Origin of the sequence: Streptomyces sp. cg40 (assembly GCF_050320165.1) — a bacterium.
Taxonomy (GTDB): Bacteria; Actinomycetota; Actinomycetes; order Streptomycetales; family Streptomycetaceae; genus Streptomyces; species Streptomyces hokutonensis.
This window is the reverse complement of the sequence record NZ_CP190128.1, coordinates 6,485,960-6,504,313: the sequence shown is the minus strand read 5'-3', so window position 1 is coordinate 6,504,313 and position 18,354 is coordinate 6,485,960. Positions and strand designations below refer to the sequence as shown.

Sequence of the window (18,354 nt, the reverse complement as noted above, 5' to 3'; positions counted from 1 at the left end):
TCAGCTCGGTCCCGCCTTGTAGCCGACGCCGCGGACGGTCACCACGATCTCCGGCCGCTCCGGGTCCTTCTCGACCTTGGAACGCAGCCGCTGGACATGCACGTTGACCAGACGGGTGTCCGCCGCGTGCCGGTAGCCCCAGACCTGCTCCAGGAGCACCTCACGCGTGAACACCTGCCAGGGCTTACGGGCCAGCGCGACCAGCAGGTCGAACTCCAGCGGCGTCAGCGCGATCGACTGCCCGTCCCGCTTCACGGAGTGACCGGCCACGTCGATGACCAGATCGCCTATGGCGAGCTGCTCGGGCGCCGGCTCCTCCGACCTCCGCAGCCTCGCCCGGATCCGGGCGACCAACTCCTTCGGCTTGAACGGCTTCACGATGTAGTCGTCGGCGCCGGACTCGAGGCCCACCACGACATCGACGGTGTCGCTCTTCGCCGTGAGCATCACGATCGGCACCCCGGACTCCGCCCTGATCAGGCGGCACACCTCGATACCGTCCCGTCCGGGCAGCATCAGGTCCAGGAGCACCAGGTCGGGCTTGCTCTCACGGAAAGCGGCCAGCGCCTTGTCGCCGTCGGCTACGAAAGACGGCTCAAAACCTTCACCACGCAACACAATGCCGAGCATCTCGGCCAGTGCGGTGTCGTCATCGACGACAAGGACTCGTCCCTTCATAAACGACATCATCCCATTAACTAAATCGTTACCTGTCGTGACCTGTCACACAGCTCTGCCAGCGCCTCCGCCGTCACAGGCGAAACAGCGCCTTCTTCGGTGACGATCGCCGTCACCAGCTCGGGAGGCGTCACGTCGAACGCCGGGTTGTAGGCCTGGGTCCCCAGAGGTGCCACCGGAATCCCGCCTCCCGCTCCCGACACCGTCACTTGGGGTGACGTGATCTCCGTCACTTCGAATCCGGGGCGCTGCTCCACCTCGATGGACGCCCCGTCCGGCGTGTCCGGATCCACCGTCGTCACCGGCGCCACCACGATGAACGGCACATGGTGGTACCGGGCGAGCACGGCGAGCGGATAGCTCCCCACCTTGTTCGCCACCGAACCGTCGGCGGCGATCCGGTCCGCCCCGATCAGCACCGCATCCACCTCCCCGGCCGCGAACAAGGAGCCCGCCGCATTGTCCGTGAGCAAGGTGTACGCCATACCGTTGCGCGCCGCCTCATAAGCCGTCAGGCGAGCACCTTGCAGCAATGGACGCGTTTCGTCCACCCAGAGCCGCCGCAGCCGCCCGTCCCGGTGCGCCGCGAGCGCCACCGCGAAGGCCGTGCCCTCACCGCCCGACACCAGCGCACCGGTGTTGCAGTGCGTCAGAATCCGGTGCCCGCCACCGGGCAGCAGCTCGTCCAGCAGGGCCAGCCCGTGTGCGGCCATCCGTGCGCTGGCCTCGGCGTCCTCCCGGTGCAACCGCCGCGCCGCCGCCAGCGCGGCCCCCGCCGCCTGCTCGGGACCACCTCCCTTGGCCACCGCGTCACGGTGCGCGGCCTGGGCCCTGCGCACGCCGACGGAGAGGTTCACCGCGGTCGGCCGGGCGCCCGCCAGCGCCAGCGCGGCCTCGTCCACGTCGAAGCCCCGCGCGGCGGCGAGCGCGACCCCGTACGCCCCCGCGATGCCGAGCAGCGGCGCCCCGCGCACCGCCAGCGAACCGATCGCCTCCACCAGCGCGGAGGCGTCCGTGCACACCAGCTCGACCTCCTCGGCCGGCAGTCTCGTCTGGTCGAGCAGGACCAGCACGGGTCCCTCCGGGGGCTCGTCCCAGCGGATCGCGGGTATCTCGGTCGGCCGGCCGTCCTCGCCGGATTGCGCGTACTGATCAGCCATGCGGTCAGTCTGCCCCGTATCCCGCGGACAATTGAAGGTGTGCAGCCCATACCGCGGCCGGTCACCGGTCGACCACCCCATGGCACGATGGCTGCCAACCTGCCGCCGCGCCCGCGGACGGGCACCGTGAAGGAGCGACGATGAACGACACTCCGGGCTGGGCCTCGCCCGGATCCGCCCCGCCCGACGGGCCCGAGCCCGGCGCCTCCGGTCCCACCGAACCGACCGACGGCTCCGGCCCCGCGCAGCCCGCGGACCAGCCCGGCACGGACCCGTCGGGCACCGGCCCACAGTGGTCCAAGGAGCAGCCGCCACCGGCCCAGTGGTCCGCGCCCACCGGCGCCCAGGGACCCGGCCAGGCACCGCCCCCACCGCCCGGCCCGGGCTGGGGCGGAGGCCACCCCGGAGGCCCGGCAGGCCCCGGCGGACCTGGGGGATACGGCGGACCCGGCGGCTACGGCGCTCCCGGCTGGGGAGCCGGCTGGGGCGGTCCCCCGCCCGCGGCCAAGCCCGGTGTGATCCCGCTCCGCCCGCTCGGCGTCGGCGAGATCCTCGACGGCGCCGTCTCCACCATGCGCACCTACTGGCGCACGGTCCTGGGCATCTCGCTCACCGTCGCAGTCGTCATGCAGACCATCGTCGTCCTCGTCCAGGGCTTCGCCTTCAGCGACCTCAGCAGCACCAGCGCCCTCGACGACCCGAACGCCAGCGCCTCCGAAGTGACCCGCGCGATGAGCGAGGCCTTCCTCAGCACCGGCGTCGTCTACCTGGTCGCCCTCATCGGCACGGTCATCGCCACCTCCCTGCTCACGGCCGTCACCAGCCGCGCCGTCCTCGGCAAGCCGGTCACCGCCACGGAAGCCTGGCGTGACGCCCGCCCCCAGGTGCTCAGGCTGTTCGGCCTGATCTGCCTGCTGATCCTCATGGCCATCGCCCTGATCGGCATCCCCACCGTGCCCGGCATCATCGTGGCCGTCACCGGATCCCAGGACGGGGGCATCGCACTCGCCGTCATCGGTGGCCTCGCAGGCTGCGTCGTCACGCTCTGGCTGGCGATCCGCTTCTCCCTGGCCTCGCCCGCGCTGATGCTGGAGAAGCAGGGCATCCTGAAGTCGATGAGCCGCTCCGCGAAGCTGGTGCGCGGCTCCTGGTGGCGGATCTTCGGCATCCAGCTGCTCGCCCAGATCATCGCGAGCATCCTGTCGTCCATCCTCGTGATCCCGTTCGCCTTCATCGCCGGAGTGCTGAGCGGCGACGGCCTCAGCGGCCTCGTCAACGGCACCGGTGACGTGGGCTGGACATTCCTCATCATCAGCGGTCTCGGCGCGGTGATCGGCCGCATGATCTCGTTCCCGATCACGGCGGGCGTCACCGTACTCCTGTACATCGACCAGCGCATCCGCCGCGAGGCCCTCGACCTCGACCTGGCCCGTGCCGCCGGCGTCCAGGACTACGGCACCGCCGCCCCCGGCCCCACCCCGGGGGGCTGATGCGGTGAGCCTGGCGGGGGGAGTTCTCACAGCGGTGCCCGCGGCGCTGCCGCACATCGCCGAATCGGCCACGAGGGCGCTGCTGCGCGCCCACGGCACAGTCGTACGGTCGTCGGCCCTCTCGGGAGACGAGCCGCCGGTGACGATCCCGCGCGACCCCGCGCGGGAGGCTGCCCGGCGTGAACTGTCGAAGCAGATGTACCACGAGAACGACCCCAGCCTGGTGCAACGAGCCGTGGACGCCATCTCCCGCTGGGTCGACAAACTGTTCGGCAGGGCATCGGAGGCGACTCCCGGCGGAACGCTCGGCCTGATAGTCGTCATCCTGGTCGTCCTCGCGGTCGTGGCCGCCCTGTGGTGGCGCCTCGGCACTCCGCGCCGCGAAGCCACCTCCACCGCTCCCCTGTTCGACGACCGGCCCCGAAGCGCCGCCGAACACCGCTCGGCCGCCGAGGCACACGCCGCCCAGGGACACTGGAACCCTGCCGTGCAGGAACGCATGCGGGCCATCGTCCGCTCCCTGGAGGAACGCGCCCTGCTCGACGTCCGCCCCGGCCGCACCGCAGACGAGGCGGTCGCGGAAGCCGGCCGCGCACTCCCGTCGCACACGGACGAACTGCGCGCCGCCGCCGGGCACTTCGACGACGTGACGTACGGCGGACGCGGCGCGAGCGAGCAGTCGTACCGCCGCATCGCCGAACTCGACCGCGCCCTGGAGCGGACCAGGCCCGTCCTCACGAGCAGCGCCCACAGCACGGCCCACCACACCAGCCAGGGGGCCGCCGAATGACCACGGAGGCCACGCTTCCCGCCACCTCGGCCTCGCCCACCGTCCGCCAGGTGTGGACCCGCGCGCGTGGCATCGTCCTCGCGCTCGTGCTCCTCATGGCGGCCGCCGTCGCGATCGCCGCGATCCGCTCCGACGCCCGGCACGGCGACCTCGACCCGCGCTCCGCCGACCCCTACGGCAGCCGCGCCGTCGCCGAACTCCTCGGCGACCGGGGCGTGTCCACGCGCGTGGTCTCGACCCTGGCCCAGGCCCGCGCCGCGGCCGGCCCGGACACCACCCTCCTGGTCGCCGTCCCGGACCTGCTGACCAAGCAGCAACAGGCCGGCCTGCACGCGGCGTTCGCGAACTCCGGCAGCCGTACGATTCTCGTCGCCCCCGGCGCCCCGTCCCTGAACCGGCTCGCCCCCAAAGTCACCGTGGACCCCGGGCCCAGCTTCGACTCGCCGCTCTCCCCCGACTGCTCGATGCCCGCCGCCCAGCGCGCGGGCGACGCGGAAACCGGCGACTACCGGTACACGACCACGGCCACCGACGCCGACGAGTGCTACCCCAGCGACGGCCGGCCGACCCTGCTCCGGCTCCCGGATGCGTCCGGGGGCGGCGACACCGTCGTCATCGGCGCGCCCGACATCCTCTTCAACAAGCGTCTCGACAAGCAGGGCAACGCCTCGCTCGCCCTCCAACTCCTCGGCTCCCGCCCCCATCTGGTCTGGTACCTCCCCTCGCTGTCCGACACCTCGGCCACCGACTCCGGCAGTCAGAGCTTCTTCGACCTGCTCCCCTCGGGCTGGCTCTGGGGCACCCTGCAGCTATTCATCGCCGCAGCCCTGACCGCCCTCTGGCGGGCACGCCGACTCGGCCCCCTGGTACCCGAAAGACTCCCCGTGGCGATCCGCGCCTCCGAAACCGTCGAAGGCCGCGCCCGCCTCTACCGCAAGGCCAACGCCCGCGACCGCGCGGCCACCGCTCTGCGCTCCACCACCCGCACCCGCCTCGCCCCCCTCGTAGGCGTCCCCGTCTCCCAGGCGCACGCGCCCGAGGCCCTGCTCCCCGCGCTCTCCGCCCACCTTCACGGCGACGGACAGACCCTGCACTCCCTCCTCTTCGGCCCGCCGCCCAGCGACGACGCGGCCCTCATCGCACTCGCCGACCAACTCGACGCCCTCGAAAGAGAGGTACGCCGTCCATGATGGACCCGACCACTGACAACGCCGGGCCTGCGGGGAATCCGGGCGCCGCCCGAGCCTCCCTCGAATCCCTGCGCGCCGAGATCGCCAAAGCCGTGGTCGGCCAGGACCCCGCCGTGACCGGCCTCGTCGTCGCCCTCCTCTGCCGCGGACACGTGCTACTAGAAGGAGTCCCCGGAGTCGCCAAAACGTTGCTCGTCCGCGCCCTCGCATCCGCACTCGAACTCGACACCAAGCGCATCCAGTTCACCCCGGACCTGATGCCCAGCGACGTCACCGGCTCCCTGGTCTACGACACCCGCTCCGCCGAGTTCCGCTTCCAGCCCGGCCCGGTCTTCACCAACCTCCTCCTCGCGGACGAGATCAACCGCACCCCGCCGAAGACTCAGTCGTCCCTCCTCGAAGCGATGGAAGAACGCCAGGTCACGGTCGACGGCACTCCGCGCCCCCTCCCCGACCCCTTCCTGGTCGCCGCGACGCAGAACCCCGTCGAGTACGAGGGCACGTACCCCCTCCCCGAGGCCCAACTCGACCGCTTCCTCCTCAAACTGACGATCCCCCTCCCCTCCCGCCAGGACGAGATCGACGTCCTCACCCGCCACGCCGAAGGCTTCAACCCGCGCGACCTGCACGCCGCCGGCCTGCGCCCCGTAGCAAACGCGGCCGACCTCGAAGCAGCCCGCGCGGCGGTCGCCAAGACGACGATCTCCCCCGAAATCACCGCCTACGTAGTCGACATCTGCCGCGCCACCCGCGAATCGCCGTCCCTGGCCCTCGGCGTGTCCCCGCGCGGCGCCACCGCCCTCCTCGCCACCTCGCGCGCGTGGGCCTGGCTCACAGGCCGCGACTACGTCATCCCCGACGACGTGAAGGCCCTGGCACTCCCCACCCTCCGCCACCGCGTACAACTGCGCCCCGAGGCCGAGATGGAGGGCGTGACGGCGGACTCCGTCATCAACGCGATCCTCGCCCACGTCCCGGTCCCCCGCTGATGGCCCTCACCGGCCGCGCCGCCCTCCTCGCAGCCCTGGGCTCCCTCCCCGTAGGCATCTGGGAACCCAGCTGGACGGGCATCCTGGCCGTCAACGCCCCCTTGGCGGTGGCCTGCGCCTGCGACTTCGCCCTGGCCGCCCCCGTACGCCGCCTGAGCCTTACCCGTTCGGGCGACGCCTCCGTACGCCTGGGCGAATCAGTCGACGTCACCCTGACCGTCAGCAACCCGTCCCGCCGCCCGCTCCGAGCCCGCATCCGCGACGCGTGGCCCCCCAGCAGCTGGCTCCCGGGCACGGAATTCGCCGCCTCCCGCCACCGCCTGACGGTCCCGCCCGGCGAACGCCGCCGCCTCACCACCCGCCTACGCCCCACCCGCCGAGGAGACCGCCAAGCAGACCGGGTGACCATCCGTTCCTACGGCCCTCTCGGCCTCCTCACCCGCCAGGGCACGCACGTGGTCCCCTGGGCAGTACGCGTCCTGCCCCCGTTCACCAGCCGCAAGCACCTCCCGTCGAAGCTCGCCCGCCTACGCGAACTCGACGGCCGCACCAGCGTGCTGACCCGCGGCGAAGGAACTGAGTTCGACAGCCTGCGCGAATACGTCCCCGGCGACGACACCCGCTCCATCGACTGGCGCGCCACCGCCCGCCAAACAACGGTCGCGGTACGCACCTGGCGCCCGGAACGCGACCGCCACATCCTCCTGGTCCTCGACACCGGCCGCACCTCGGCCGGCCGCGTCGGCGACGCCCCCCGCCTCGACGCCTCCATGGACGCCGCCCTGCTCCTTGCAGCCCTCGCATCCCGCGCCGGCGACCGCGTGGACCTCCTCGCCTACGACCGCCGGGTCCGTGCCCTAGCCCAGGGCCGCACCGCGCGCGACGTACTCCCTTCACTGGTCAACGCGATGGCGACCCTCGAACCGGAACTCGTCGAAACTGACGCCCGGGGCTTGGCAGCCACCGCGATCCGCACGGCACCCCGCCGCTCCCTGATCGTCCTACTGACAAGCCTCGACGCGGCCCCCGTAGAAGAGGGTCTGCTTCCCGTGCTCACCCAACTCACCCAGCGCCATACGGTTCTGGTGGCATCCGTGGCAGATCCGCACATCGCACGCATGGCTACGGCCCGTGGAACCACGGAGGCTGTCTACGAAGCGGCAGCCGCGGCACGCGCCCAGACCGAACGCGACCGCACCGCGGAAAAACTCCGCCGGCATGGCGTCACCATCGTCGACGCGACACCGGACGACCTCGCACCGGCACTGGCGGACGCATATCTGGCCCTCAAGGCAGCGGGGCGCCTGTAATACGAGAGGGTCTGCTGGCAAAGCAGACCTCTTTTCAAGGCCCCCTAAACGCAGAAAACCCCCGCACCGGAATCCGGTACAGGGGTTTTCGCAATATTTGTTCGGCGGCGTCCTACTCTCCCACAGGGTCCCCCCTGCAGTACCATCGGCGCTGTAAGGCTTAGCTTCCGGGTTCGGAATGTAACCGGGCGTTTCCCTCACGCTATGACCACCGAAACACTATGAAACACATCAACCGCACCGCACGTGACCTGTACGGGGTTGTTCGTGGTTTCAGAACCAACACAGTGGACGCGAGCAACTGAGGACAAGCCCTCGGCCTATTAGTACCGGTCACCTCCACCCATTACTGGGCTTCCAGATCCGGCCTATCAACCCAGTCGTCTACTGGGAGCCTTAACCCATCAAGTGGGTGGGAACACTCATCTCGAAGCAGGCTTCCCGCTTAGATGCTTTCAGCGGTTATCCCTCCCGAACGTAGCCAACCAGCCATGCCCTTGGCAGAACAACTGGCACACCAGAGGTTCGTCCGTCCCGGTCCTCTCGTACTAGGGACAGCCCTTCTCAATGTTCCTGCGCGCGCAGCGGATAGGGACCGAACTGTCTCACGACGTTCTAAACCCAGCTCGCGTACCGCTTTAATGGGCGAACAGCCCAACCCTTGGGACCGACTCCAGCCCCAGGATGCGACGAGCCGACATCGAGGTGCCAAACCATCCCGTCGATATGGACTCTTGGGGAAGATCAGCCTGTTATCCCCGGGGTACCTTTTATCCGTTGAGCGACGGCGCTTCCACAAGCCACCGCCGGATCACTAGTCCCGACTTTCGTCCCTGCTCGACCCGTCGGTCTCACAGTCAAGCTCCCTTGTGCACTTACACTCAACACCTGATTGCCAACCAGGCTGAGGGAACCTTTGGGCGCCTCCGTTACTCTTTAGGAGGCAACCGCCCCAGTTAAACTACCCATCAGACACTGTCCCTGATCCGGATCACGGACCCAGGTTAGACATCCAGCACGACCAGACTGGTATTTCAACGACGACTCCACCCGAACTGGCGTCCAGGCTTCACAGTCTCCCAGCTATCCTACACAAGCCGAACCGAACACCAATATCAAACTGTAGTAAAGGTCCCGGGGTCTTTCCGTCCTGCTGCGCGAAACGAGCATCTTTACTCGTAGTGCAATTTCACCGGGCCTATGGTTGAGACAGTCGAGAAGTCGTTACGCCATTCGTGCAGGTCGGAACTTACCCGACAAGGAATTTCGCTACCTTAGGATGGTTATAGTTACCACCGCCGTTTACTGGCGCTTAAGTTCTCAGCTTCGCCACCCCGAAGAGTGACTAACCGGTCCCCTTAACGTTCCAGCACCGGGCAGGCGTCAGTCCGTATACATCGCCTTACGGCTTCGCACGGACCTGTGTTTTTAGTAAACAGTCGCTTCTCGCTGGTCTCTGCGGCCACCCCCAGCTCACCGTGTAAAACGGATCACCGGTGATGGCCCCCCTTCTCCCGAAGTTACGGGGGCATTTTGCCGAGTTCCTTAACCATAGTTCACCCGAACGCCTCGGTATTCTCTACCTGACCACCTGAGTCGGTTTAGGGTACGGGCCGCCATGAAACTCGCTAGAGGCTTTTCTCGACAGCATAGGATCATCCACTTCACCACAATCGGCTCGGCATCAGGTCTCACCCTCATGTCATCCGGATTTGCCTAGATGACGGGCTACACCCTTACCCCGGGACAACCACCGCCCGGGATGGACTACCTTCCTGCGTCACCCCATCACTCACCTACTAACCGCTTGGACCGGCGGCTCCACCACTTTCCATTCCCCGAAGGGTCCGGAACGGCTTCACGGCCTTAGCATCACGATGCTCGATGTTTGACGCTTCACAGCGGGTACCGGAATATCAACCGGTTATCCATCGACTACGCCTGTCGGCCTCGCCTTAGGTCCCGACTTACCCTGGGCAGATCAGCTTGACCCAGGAACCCTTAGTCAATCGGCGCACACGTTTCTCACGTGTGTATCGCTACTCATGCCTGCATTCTCACTCGTGAACCGTCCACCACTAGCTTCCGCTGCGGCTTCACCCGGCACACGACGCTCCCCTACCCATCCCAGCCGCCGTTGGGCGTATGTGCTGGAATGACACGACTTCGGCGGTACGCTTGAGCCCCGCTACATTGTCGGCGCGGAATCACTAGACCAGTGAGCTATTACGCACTCTTTCAAGGGTGGCTGCTTCTAAGCCAACCTCCTGGTTGTCTCTGCGACTCCACATCCTTTCCCACTTAGCGTACGCTTAGGGGCCTTAGTCGATGCTCTGGGCTGTTTCCCTCTCGACCATGAAGCTTATCCCCCACAGTCTCACTGCCGCGCTCTCACTTACCGGCATTCGGAGTTTGGCTAAGGTCAGTAACCCGGTAGGGCCCATCGCCTATCCAGTGCTCTACCTCCGGCAAGAAACACACGACGCTGCACCTAAATGCATTTCGGGGAGAACCAGCTATCACGGAGTTTGATTGGCCTTTCACCCCTAACCACAGGTCATCCCCCAGGTTTTCAACCCTGGTGGGTTCGGTCCTCCACGAAGTCTTACCTCCGCTTCAACCTGCCCATGGCTAGATCACTCCGCTTCGGGTCTTGAGCGCGCTACTGTATCGCCCTGTTCGGACTCGCTTTCGCTACGGCTTCCCCACACGGGTTAACCTCGCAACACACCGCAAACTCGCAGGCTCATTCTTCAAAAGGCACGCAGTCACGAGAGTGCATGCAAGCATGCACTCCGACGCTCCCACGGCTTGTAGGCACACGGTTTCAGGTACTATTTCACTCCGCTCCCGCGGTACTTTTCACCATTCCCTCACGGTACTATCCGCTATCGGTCACCAGGGAATATTTAGGCTTAGCGGGTGGTCCCGCCAGATTCACACGGGATTTCTCGGGCCCCGTGCTACTTGGGTGTCTCTCAAACGAGCCGCTGATGTTTCGACTACGGGGGTCTTACCCTCTACGCCGGACCTTTCGCATGTCCTTCGCCTACATCAACGGTTTCTGACTCGTCCTGCCGCCGGCAGACGACAGAAGAGAGATCCCACAACCCCGTATACGCAACCCCTGCCGGGTCTCACACGCATACGGTTTGGCCTCATCCGGTTTCGCTCGCCACTACTCCCGGAATCACGGTTGTTTTCTCTTCCTGCGGGTACTGAGATGTTTCACTTCCCCGCGTTCCCTCCACATACCCTATGTGTTCAGGTATGGGTGACAGCCCATGACGACTGCCGGGTTTCCCCATTCGGAAACCCCCGGATCAAAGCCTGGTTGACGACTCCCCGGGGACTATCGTGGCCTCCCACGTCCTTCATCGGTTCCTGGTGCCAAGGCATCCACCGTGCGCCCTTAAAAACTTGGCCACAGATGCTCGCGTCCACTGTGCAGTTCTCAAACAACGACCAACCACCCATCACCCCCGGCTACCACCGGAGTTCACTGGGGCCGGCACTGAAGGCGACCTCACGGCCGTACCCTCAGACACCCAACAGCGTGCCCGGTATCCCCACCGCTCTGATCAGCTTTCCACGCCCCGAAGAGCAGTACTTGCAGCCAGAGACGGCCAGTGACACCGAATAATCAACGTTCCACCCTTGAGCAACCAGCACCGGACGTTCGCCGATGAACTGGCCTCTGACCGAGCGAACCCGGTGAGAAGTGCTCCTTAGAAAGGAGGTGATCCAGCCGCACCTTCCGGTACGGCTACCTTGTTACGACTTCGTCCCAATCGCCAGTCCCACCTTCGACAGCTCCCTCCCACAAGGGGTTGGGCCACCGGCTTCGGGTGTTACCGACTTTCGTGACGTGACGGGCGGTGTGTACAAGGCCCGGGAACGTATTCACCGCAGCAATGCTGATCTGCGATTACTAGCAACTCCGACTTCATGGGGTCGAGTTGCAGACCCCAATCCGAACTGAGACCGGCTTTTTGAGATTCGCTCCACCTCACGGTATCGCAGCTCATTGTACCGGCCATTGTAGCACGTGTGCAGCCCAAGACATAAGGGGCATGATGACTTGACGTCGTCCCCACCTTCCTCCGAGTTGACCCCGGCGGTCTCCTGTGAGTCCCCGTCACCCCGAAGGGCACGCTGGCAACACAGGACAAGGGTTGCGCTCGTTGCGGGACTTAACCCAACATCTCACGACACGAGCTGACGACAGCCATGCACCACCTGTACACCGACCACAAGGGGGGCACTATCTCTAATGCTTTCCGGTGTATGTCAAGCCTTGGTAAGGTTCTTCGCGTTGCGTCGAATTAAGCCACATGCTCCGCTGCTTGTGCGGGCCCCCGTCAATTCCTTTGAGTTTTAGCCTTGCGGCCGTACTCCCCAGGCGGGGAACTTAATGCGTTAGCTGCGGCACCGACGACGTGGAATGTCGCCAACACCTAGTTCCCACCGTTTACGGCGTGGACTACCAGGGTATCTAATCCTGTTCGCTCCCCACGCTTTCGCTCCTCAGCGTCAGTAATGGCCCAGAGATCCGCCTTCGCCACCGGTGTTCCTCCTGATATCTGCGCATTTCACCGCTACACCAGGAATTCCGATCTCCCCTACCACACTCTAGCTAGCCCGTATCGAATGCAGACCCGGGGTTAAGCCCCGGGCTTTCACACCCGACGTGACAAGCCGCCTACGAGCTCTTTACGCCCAATAATTCCGGACAACGCTTGCGCCCTACGTATTACCGCGGCTGCTGGCACGTAGTTAGCCGGCGCTTCTTCTGCAGGTACCGTCACTTGCGCTTCTTCCCTGCTGAAAGAGGTTTACAACCCGAAGGCCGTCATCCCTCACGCGGCGTCGCTGCATCAGGCTTCCGCCCATTGTGCAATATTCCCCACTGCTGCCTCCCGTAGGAGTCTGGGCCGTGTCTCAGTCCCAGTGTGGCCGGTCGCCCTCTCAGGCCGGCTACCCGTCGTCGCCTTGGTGAGCCATTACCTCACCAACAAGCTGATAGGCCGCGGGCTCATCCTGCACCGCCGGAGCTTTCAACACCCGCACATGAGTACGAGAGTATTATCCGGTATTAGACCCCGTTTCCAGGGCTTGTCCCAGAGTGCAGGGCAGATTGCCCACGTGTTACTCACCCGTTCGCCACTAATCCCCACCGAAGTGGTTCATCGTTCGACTTGCATGTGTTAAGCACGCCGCCAGCGTTCGTCCTGAGCCAGGATCAAACTCTCCGTGAATGTTTACCGGTTATCCGGTGCACACACACGAGAGCGGAACCCCCGGGCGGAATAGGCCCGACGGTTCACAGCGTCCTCGCTGTATGTTTTCTTCAAAGGAACCTCGCCCCAACCATCACATCGACGGCCGGAGACGGGGTATCAACATATCTGGCGTTGATTTTTGGCACGCTGTTGAGTTCTCAAGGAACGGACGCTTCCTTTGTACTCACCCTCTCGGGCTTTCCTCCGGGCTTTTCCCTTCGGTCTTGCGTTTCCGACTCTATCAGACCGTTTCCGGTTCCGATTTCCTCGGCGCTTTCCAGGTTCCCGCTTCCGCGTTTCCCTTTCCGGCGACTCCGACTTTATCAGAAGTTCCGGGCCGGACTTACCGACCGCCCTTTTCCGATTCATCGGGAGTGTGGCTTCCTTGGAATCGAAGTTCCCAGAAGCAGACAGACACTCGCTGTTACCGACCGGACCAGATCCAGTTCTAGGCAACTGTTCGAATCTACCTCCCCGACCGGTCCGTGTCAACGGCTCCTTTGGGGCGAAGAGGAGACTAGCAGCTCAGCAGCTGTGCCCGCACATCAGGCAGCCGTAGGCACGGTCGAGCTGCGTTCGGATGCCTCGACGTCACCCGTCTCACCGGCACGTACGGCACGGCCGCCCAAAACGTAGACGTACGACAGGAAGGTGCCTTCGGCGATGATGCCGATGCCGATGCGGGCCCAGGTGGGGAGGCCAGATGGCGTGACGAAGCCTTCGATGGCGCCTGACACGAACAGGACCAGGGCCAGGCCGATGGCCATGCCCACGGCTGCTCGGCCCTCTTCGGCCAGGGCTGTGCGGCGCGTGCGTGGGCCGGGGTCGATGAGGGTCCAGCCGAGGCGCATGCCCGTACCCGCCGCTACGAAGACTGCCGTCAGTTCGAGCAGACCGTGCGGGAGGATCAGGCCGAGGAATGTGTCGAGCCGGCCGGCCGATGACATGAGGCCGATGCCGACCCCGAGGTTGAGCATGTTCTCGAAGAGGATCCAGAGGACCGGTAGCCCCAGGAAGATTCCCAGGACCAGGCACATCGCGGCGGCTTGGGCGTTGTTCGTCCAGACCTGCGCCGAGAAGGCCGCTGCCGGGTGGCTGGAGTAGTAGGTCTCGTACTCGCCCCCGGGGCGCGTGAGTTGGCGCAGCTGACTCGGGGCCGCAATGGCCGACTGGACCTCGGGGTGGGTGCCTATCCACCAGCCCAGGAGGATCGCGACCACCGTCGACAGCAGCGCGGTGGGGACCCACCAGTGGCGTGCCCTGTAGACCGCGGCCGGAAAACTGTGCCCCAGGAAGTGCGTGACATCACGCCAGGACGCACGACGGGTTCCTGTCACGGCACTACGCGCGCGTGCCACGAGTTGACTGAGCCGACCGGTGAGCTGGGGGTCAGGGGCGCTGGACTGGATCAGGGAGAGATGGGTGGCCGTTCGCTGGTAGAGGGCGACCAGTTCATCGGCCTCGGAGCCGTTGAGGCGACGCTGGCGGCGGAGCAGCGCGTCGAGGCGGTCCCACTCGGCTCGGTGGGCCGAGACGAAGACGTCGAGGTCCATCTGGTTGCCTGCTCCTCGGCTGCTCGTCGACTGCTCGTTGGGGATCAGCTTGTCGTACTGGGGCGCGATGTGCCCTCAGCTTGGCAGACTGGCTGTTCCAGGGGCAGGGCAGGGGAAGGGCGGCAGGCGTGAGTGAGCTGGTGACGGGCGAGGCGGTGGCGCTGGAGTTGCGCCCCGCGAGGCTGCCCAGCAGGGCGCTGGCGGTCTTGCTCGATCTGATCGTGGCCATGGTCGCCTACATCGGCGTGAGCGTGGCTCTGATGTTCTCCACGGCCTCTTTGGACGACGCGGCGCAGATCGCGCTGTCGATCGCGGCCTTCGTGCTGGTGCTGGTGGGCGCGCCCATAGCGGTGGAGACGCTGAGCCACGGGCGTTCGCTCGGGAAGCTGGCCTTCGGGCTGCGCGTGGTGCGGGACGACGGCGGACCGATCCGGTTCCGGCACGCGCTCGTGCGGGGTGCGATCGGTGTGATCGAGATCCTGACGACGTTCGGGGTCGTCGCCTGTATCGCCTCGCTCGTTTCGGCGCGCGGTCGTCGGCTCGGGGATGTGTTCGCGGGCACTTTGGTCGTACGGGAAAGGGTGCCCGCCGGACAGACGTCCTTCGTGCCGCCTCCGCCGGTCTGGTTGGCGGGACGTTTCGCCGAGCTCGATCTGTCGGCCGTTCCCGATGGGTTGTGGCTGGCCATCCGGCAGTACCTGACGCGGATGCAGCAGTTGGATCCGCAGGTGGGTTGGGCCATGGCCGAGCGGCTTGCCACGGATCTCGTGGCCCGTACGGGAACCCCGGCGCCGCAGGGTGTTCCGCCGGCCGCGTATCTGGCGGCGGTGGTGCAGGAGCGGCAGGAGCGGGACATGCGGCGGGCCTTCGGGAACCGTGGGGCGGGCGCCCACTCGCCGTCTCAGACGTTCAGGCCCCGGACCGGGGTGCCGGGCGCGTTCGGCAACACGGCGCTTCAGCCGTCGTCGGCTCCTCAGCAGCCTCCGGCTCCCCCTCGGTCTTCCGGATCGGCTCCCGCGCCCGCCTCCGCAGGCTGGTTGGCCCCATCCGCTCCCCCTTCGCCCAATGCGGGCGGCGTGGAATCCGATCCGGTCCCGTCCGCGCCCGGCCCGCAGCCCCCGGCGCCGCAGAAGGCATCGCCCGCCGAGCCTCGGCCCTCCAGCGGATTCGCGCCACCCGCCTGAGCCCCCTGCACCAGCCGGACTGGAATCCCCTGCCCGCTCGACGAGAAACGGCGTCGCTCAGCCGAACACGGACGGCGGCGACTCCAGCTCCTCCAGCTCGATGCCGGGGGCCGCGAGCACGACGTCGCCGGCGATGTGCACGGCGTGCTGTTCGCCCGTGTCCAGGGCTGTGACCTGGTATTCGTCCACGGTCAGAGGGCCGTTGTCAGTGCCGTGTGTTTCTCTTTTCAGCAGAGCCCAGGACTGGTCCACGGTGCGCGGAGCGAGGACCGGTTCCGTGAAGGTGACCAGGCGGACGCGGGTCGCGGCGGAGGAAGGGGTGAGGCGCAGGAGACGGGTGGTGGCGATGAGGAACGCGGGGGAGGTGCCGGTGAAGGCGTGGGCGCGCACATTGCCTTCGGCGGCATCAGTGCCGGTGGGGTCTGTACGGACCCAAGTGACGCCGTCGAGGGCAGCGCCGCGCACCTGCCAGTTCGCCGCGTGGAGTTCCAGCCGGATGGGGCGGCCGAGTTCGTCGAGGGTGAGGTCGACGGAGCCGTGGTGATCGCCGGAGGAGGCGGTGAGCTGGGAGACGTAGCGCCAGCCGGAAGGGCCGGGGGCGCACTGGAAGTGCTCGTCTGCGAAGGGGGTGTGATCGTGCGGATCGTGGAGCGAATATCGGCCGCGGGGCATCGGGGTCCTGGGTCTTGACGGGCCGGTCCGGCCAGAGGAACCAAAGGGGCAGGCCCCCGGCACGGGGGTGCGGGGGCCTGCCTCGGAGGATCTGCTGCTGAGGACCCGCCGCTGAGAACCGCGTCAGTGCACGGACGCGGTCCCAGCGGACGGGGTCGTCGGCTCAGGGCTCAGTAGCGGTAGTGGTCCGACTTGTACGGGCCCTCGACCTCTACGCCGATGTACGCGGCCTGCTCGGGGCGGAGCGTGGTCAGCTTCACGCCGAGCGCGTCCAGGTGGAGGCGGGCGACCTTCTCGTCGAGGTGCTTGGGCAGCACGTAGACGTCGGTCGGGTACTCCTCGGGCTTGGTGAACAGCTCGATCTGGGCCAGGGTCTGGTCCGCGAAGGAGTTGGACATCACGAACGAGGGGTGGCCGGTGGCGTTGCCCAGGTTCAGCAGGCGGCCCTCGGACAGCACGATGAGAACCTTGCCGTCGGGGAACTTCCAGGTGTGGACCTGCGGCTTGACCTCGTCCTTGACGATGCCCGGGATCTGCGCGAGGCCGGCCATGTCGATCTCGTTGTCGAAGTGGCCGATGTTGCCGACGATCGCCTGGTGCTTCATCTTGGCCATGTCCGCGGCCATGATGATGTCCTTGTTGCCGGTCGTGGTGACGAAGATGTCGGCCTTGTCGACGACCTCGTCGAGCGTCGTGACCTGGTAGCCGTCCATCGCCGCCTGCAGCGCGCAGATCGGGTCGATCTCGGTGATGATCACGCGGGCACCCTGTCCGCGCAAGGACTCCGCGCAGCCCTTGCCCACGTCGCCGTAGCCGCAGACGACCGCGGTCTTGCCGCCGATGAGGACGTCGGTGGCGCGGTTGATGCCGTCGATCAGGGAGTGGCGGCAGCCGTACTTGTTGTCGAACTTCGACTTGGTGACGGCGTCGTTCACGTTGATCGCCGGGAACAGGAGGGTGCCGTCGCGGTGCATCTCGTAGAGACGGTGAACGCCGGTCGTGGTCTCCTCGGTCACGCCGCGGATCTCCGAGGCGAGCTGGGTCCACTTCTGTGAGCCGTCGCTGATGGTGCGGTTGAGGAGCTCGAGGATGACACGGTGCTCGTCGTTCTCAGCGGTGTCGGGCGAGGGGACCTTGCCGGCCTTCTCGTACTCGACGCCCTTGTGGACGAGGAGGGTGGCGTCGCCGCCGTCGTCCAGGATCATGTTCGGGCCGCCGGTGGGGCTGTTCGGCCAGGTCAGCGCCTGCTCCGTGCACCACCAGTACTCCTCCAGGGTCTCGCCCTTCCAGGCGAAGACCGGGACACCCTGGGGGTTCTCGGGCGTGCCGTTCGGGCCGACGGCGATGGCGGCGGCCGCGTGGTCCTGGGTGGAGAAGATGTTGCAGGACACCCAGCGGACCTCGGCGCCCAGGGCGACCAGGGTCTCGATGAGGACGGCGGTCTGCACGGTCATGTGCAGGGAGCCCATGATGCGGGCGCCGGCCAGCGGCTGGCTGGCGGCGAACTCACGGCGGATCGACATCAGGCCGGGCATCTCGTGCTCGGCGAGGGTGATCTCCTTGCGGCCGAACTCGGCCAGGGAGAGATCGGCGACCTTGAAGTCCTGTCGGTTGTCGACAGTCGTCATTGCGAGGTACTCCTCGGGGTTGGGGCGAGGTGGGTACGGCTGGTCTGCGCGGCGGCGGACACAGGGGTGCCCCAAGGAGGACACAGGCATGCCCGCGTACGCGCAGCGCAGTCCGTCGGAGGCCCTCTCTCCCTCGGCCGGTCCGCGGTGGGACCGCCCGACCGCCATCAGCAGCGACGTCTGGCTCCGTCCCAAGTTACACCGGTAGGACCGGCCGTCCCCAGTCCGCTCCGGACAGTTCCAGCCGAACCGAGCGGGCGCCCGGCGTCGGACCGGGCTTCGGGGAGCGCGCCGAGGGGGTCCGTACGAACGTCGGGAGGAAGGGGGTGGACGCGGGCGATCAGGGATGTTCGCGTCTTCGAGTCGGGTGGTGGTTGTTGCAGGATGCGGGGAGATCAGGAGCCTCTGGTCAATCTCGCGGGGCGTCC

The 18,354-nt window shown here is 66.7% G+C and carries 11 protein-coding genes and 3 rRNA genes; 6 read left to right on the top strand and 8 right to left on the bottom strand.

From position 1 onward, the window contains the following. Together mtrA and mtnA are read right to left on the bottom strand one after the other, a co-directional pair. The gene (gene mtrA, locus ACQHII_RS29260) at positions 1–690 is read right to left on the bottom strand and encodes a two-component system response regulator MtrA (RefSeq protein WP_187284748.1); all 690 of its coding nucleotides are present in this window, start codon (positions 688–690) and stop codon (positions 1–3) included. 8 nt (positions 691–698) lie between these two features. Continuing rightward, positions 699–1,838, bottom strand: coding sequence for an S-methyl-5-thioribose-1-phosphate isomerase (gene mtnA, locus ACQHII_RS29255; RefSeq protein WP_427922074.1), 1,140 nt, complete (start codon positions 1,836–1,838; stop codon positions 699–701). Positions 1,839–1,978: 140 nt separating this feature from the next. On the opposite strand from mtnA, the gene ACQHII_RS29250 reads away from it, so the two are divergent. The 5 genes from ACQHII_RS29250 to ACQHII_RS29230 are packed head-to-tail and all read left to right on the top strand — an operon-like array spanning position 1,979 to position 7,607. Then, a complete protein-coding gene (locus ACQHII_RS29250) occupies positions 1,979–3,328 on the top strand; it encodes a DUF7544 domain-containing protein (RefSeq protein WP_427922073.1) in 1,350 nt (449 codons plus the stop codon). A gap of 4 nt (positions 3,329–3,332) precedes the next feature. Further along, on the top strand, positions 3,333–4,118 hold the full coding sequence (locus ACQHII_RS29245) for a DUF4129 domain-containing protein (RefSeq protein ID WP_427922072.1): 786 nt from the start codon (positions 3,333–3,335) through the stop codon (positions 4,116–4,118). Continuing rightward, on the top strand, positions 4,115–5,308 hold the full coding sequence (locus ACQHII_RS29240; RefSeq protein ID WP_427922071.1) for a DUF4350 domain-containing protein: 1,194 nt from the start codon (positions 4,115–4,117) through the stop codon (positions 5,306–5,308). Before ACQHII_RS29245 ends, ACQHII_RS29240 begins: the two co-directional genes overlap by 4 nt. Then, positions 5,305–6,297 (top strand): AAA family ATPase, encoded by a 993-nt coding sequence (locus ACQHII_RS29235; RefSeq protein ID WP_427922070.1) that lies wholly within the window; start codon positions 5,305–5,307, stop codon positions 6,295–6,297. The genes ACQHII_RS29240 and ACQHII_RS29235 overlap by 4 nt, the downstream gene beginning before the upstream one ends. Continuing rightward, a complete protein-coding gene (locus ACQHII_RS29230; protein ID WP_427922069.1) occupies positions 6,297–7,607 on the top strand; it encodes a DUF58 domain-containing protein in 1,311 nt (436 codons plus the stop codon). The genes ACQHII_RS29235 and ACQHII_RS29230 overlap by 1 nt, the downstream gene beginning before the upstream one ends. A 99-nt stretch (positions 7,608–7,706) precedes the next feature. On the opposite strand, the gene rrf is transcribed toward ACQHII_RS29230, so the two are convergent. The 4 genes from rrf to ACQHII_RS29210 all read right to left on the bottom strand — a co-directional run bounded on the left by rrf (position 7,707) and on the right by ACQHII_RS29210 (position 14,442). Next, positions 7,707–7,823: ribosomal RNA gene (gene rrf / locus ACQHII_RS29225) — 5S ribosomal RNA — on the bottom strand. An 87-nt stretch (positions 7,824–7,910) separates the two neighbouring features. Continuing rightward, positions 7,911–11,033, bottom strand: a 23S ribosomal RNA gene (locus ACQHII_RS29220). 306 nt (positions 11,034–11,339) lie between these two features. Further along, positions 11,340–12,865: ribosomal RNA gene (locus ACQHII_RS29215) — 16S ribosomal RNA — on the bottom strand. The 16S, 23S and 5S rRNA genes sit together here, the layout of an rRNA operon. A gap of 569 nt (positions 12,866–13,434) precedes the next feature. After that, entirely contained in the window at positions 13,435–14,442 is a 1,008-nt protein-coding gene (locus ACQHII_RS29210; protein WP_427922068.1) for a stage II sporulation protein M, read from the bottom strand. Between the two features lie 128 nt (positions 14,443–14,570). Here ACQHII_RS29210 and ACQHII_RS29205 point away from each other — a divergent pair, with 128 nt between their 5' ends. Further along, positions 14,571–15,626 (top strand): RDD family protein, encoded by a 1,056-nt coding sequence (locus ACQHII_RS29205; RefSeq protein WP_427922067.1) that lies wholly within the window; start codon positions 14,571–14,573, stop codon positions 15,624–15,626. 57 nt (positions 15,627–15,683) lie between these two features. Here ACQHII_RS29205 and ACQHII_RS29200 read toward each other — a convergent pair whose 3' ends face one another. Both ACQHII_RS29200 and ahcY read right to left on the bottom strand, forming a co-directional pair. Then, positions 15,684–16,298: a hypothetical protein gene (locus tag ACQHII_RS29200; protein ID WP_427922066.1), complete on the bottom strand. Its 615-nt coding sequence runs from the start codon at positions 16,296–16,298 to the stop codon at positions 15,684–15,686. A gap of 170 nt (positions 16,299–16,468) precedes the next feature. Next, positions 16,469–17,926, bottom strand: a complete 1,458-nt coding sequence (gene ahcY, locus ACQHII_RS29195) for an adenosylhomocysteinase (protein WP_427922065.1) — start codon at positions 17,924–17,926, stop codon at positions 16,469–16,471. Positions 17,927–18,354 lie beyond the last annotated feature (428 nt).

Excerpts from the sequence above, each read along its gene's own strand:
- ACQHII_RS29250 (WP_427922073.1), top strand. The coding sequence starts at position 1,979 with ATGAACGACACTCCGGGCTGGGCCTCGCCCGGATCCGCCCCGCCCGAC.
- ACQHII_RS29235 (WP_427922070.1), top strand. The coding sequence starts at position 5,305 with ATGATGGACCCGACCACTGACAACGCCGGGCCTGCGGGGAATCCGGGC.
- ACQHII_RS29230 (WP_427922069.1), top strand. The coding sequence starts at position 6,297 with ATGGCCCTCACCGGCCGCGCCGCCCTCCTCGCAGCCCTGGGCTCCCTC.
- ACQHII_RS29210 (WP_427922068.1), bottom strand. The coding sequence starts at position 14,442 with ATGGACCTCGACGTCTTCGTCTCGGCCCACCGAGCCGAGTGGGACCGC.
- ACQHII_RS29200 (WP_427922066.1), bottom strand. The coding sequence starts at position 16,298 with ATGCCCCGCGGCCGATATTCGCTCCACGATCCGCACGATCACACCCCC.
- ahcY (WP_427922065.1), bottom strand. The coding sequence starts at position 17,926 with ATGACGACTGTCGACAACCGACAGGACTTCAAGGTCGCCGATCTCTCC.
- mtnA (WP_427922074.1), bottom strand. The coding sequence starts at position 1,838 with ATGGCTGATCAGTACGCGCAATCCGGCGAGGACGGCCGGCCGACCGAG.
- ACQHII_RS29240 (WP_427922071.1), top strand. The coding sequence starts at position 4,115 with ATGACCACGGAGGCCACGCTTCCCGCCACCTCGGCCTCGCCCACCGTC.
- mtrA (WP_187284748.1), bottom strand. The coding sequence starts at position 690 with ATGATGTCGTTTATGAAGGGACGAGTCCTTGTCGTCGATGACGACACC.